A 1,431-nucleotide genomic window follows, 5' to 3' on the forward strand; every position below is an offset into this window, starting at 1 on the left:
TGATGGGATGGACTCCTCTCGTTTTTCGCGCCAGATTGGCGCACTGGTCTTCATTGGCGTGGGGATCAGGTCTTCAACGAAAGGAGTCCGACATGGATGCTACAACCGTCGCCGTCGATCTTGCAAAGACTGTTTTCCAGGTGGCCGAGGCTGATGCGCAAGGGCGCCTCGTTGGCTCGCATCGGCTGACCCGCGCGCAGTTCGAGCGCTTCTTTGGCAACCGCACGGCCGCACAAGTCGTGATGGAAGCCTGCGGCTCGGCGCACCACTGGGCCAGGTCGCTGCAGCGGCAAGGTATCCGGGTTCGCCTGCTGCCGGCCACCCACGTGCGCCGCTACTGCCTGCGCAACAAGACCGACGCGGCCGATTGCGCCGCCCTGCTGGAGGCGCACCGCAGCCCCGAGATCCGCGAGGTGCGCGTCAAGTCGATCGAGCAGCAAGCACTGCAGGCGCTGCACCGCGCGCGCAGCCAGTGGATGGCCAGCCGCACCCAGCGCATCAACACGCTCAGGGGCTACTGCCGCGAGTTCGGCGTGCCGATCACCGTCGGCGCCAAGGCCGGCCTGCATGCGATCCGGCGCCTGGTTGCCGACCCGGCTTCGGCATTGCCGGCCCTGCTGCGCCCCACGATGCAGATGCTGCTGGTGGAAGTCTCGCAGCTGGAGGAGCGCATTGCGCAGRTCGAGCGCGAACTGCGCGATGTCGTACGCCAAAGCCCCGCCTGCCAGCTGCTGCTGTCGATCCCCGGTGTGGGCCTGCTGACCGCCACCGCCCTGGTCGCCGCCGTGGGCACGGACCTCACCCAGTTTCGCAACGGTCGGCAGCTTGCGGCCTGGCTGGGCCTGACGCCGCGCGAGCACAGCTCGGGCAACACCCGCCGCCTGGGCAGCATCACGCGCGCGGGCGATCGCTACTTGCGCACCCTGCTCACGCACGGCGCGCGCAGCGTGCTGCAGGCCGCCGCGCGTGCCCAGAGCGCCGGGCGCGAATGCACTGGATTGAAGGCGTGGGCCTTGGCCGTGCGTCAGCGCACCAACCAGAACAAGGCCACCTGCGCGCTGGCCAACAAGCTCGCGCGCATCTGCTTTGCCACGCTGCGCCACCAGCAGCCCTTCGACCCCGCGCGCGCCTGCAGACCGCCGGCCGCTGCGCACTGAACACAGAATTGCTCTTCTCGCTTGCCAAGGACTGATCGCCCCCTCATGGCCAACAGGGACGAACCCCAGGAAGTGCTGACGCCGATAACAAGTCCGGCTCATTGCAAGCCGATCGAACGTTTGGCGCTGCTTCCTACCACGCGGAACCCATGACGGCACGGGCTCAAGCAGCCCACACACGATGCCGGATATACGACCGCAGGCGTTGCTCTTGAAGCCAACAACAGTGATCAGGGCCTTGTCGTTGGAGAGGAGTCCATATACGACCTGTTAG

The 1,431-nt window shown here is 66.9% G+C and carries 1 protein-coding gene; it reads left to right on the forward strand.

Going from position 1 to position 1,431, the window contains the following annotated elements; translation table 11 throughout:
- Positions 1-92: 92 nt before the first annotated feature.
- Positions 93-1,157: an IS110 family RNA-guided transposase gene (locus tag AC1DSA_RS26075; RefSeq protein ID WP_477894184.1), complete on the forward strand. Its 1,065-nt coding sequence runs from the start codon at positions 93-95 to the stop codon at positions 1,155-1,157.
- Positions 1,158-1,431 lie beyond the last annotated feature (274 nt).

It is taken from the genome of Ramlibacter sp. P4_H7, assembly GCF_056400765.1.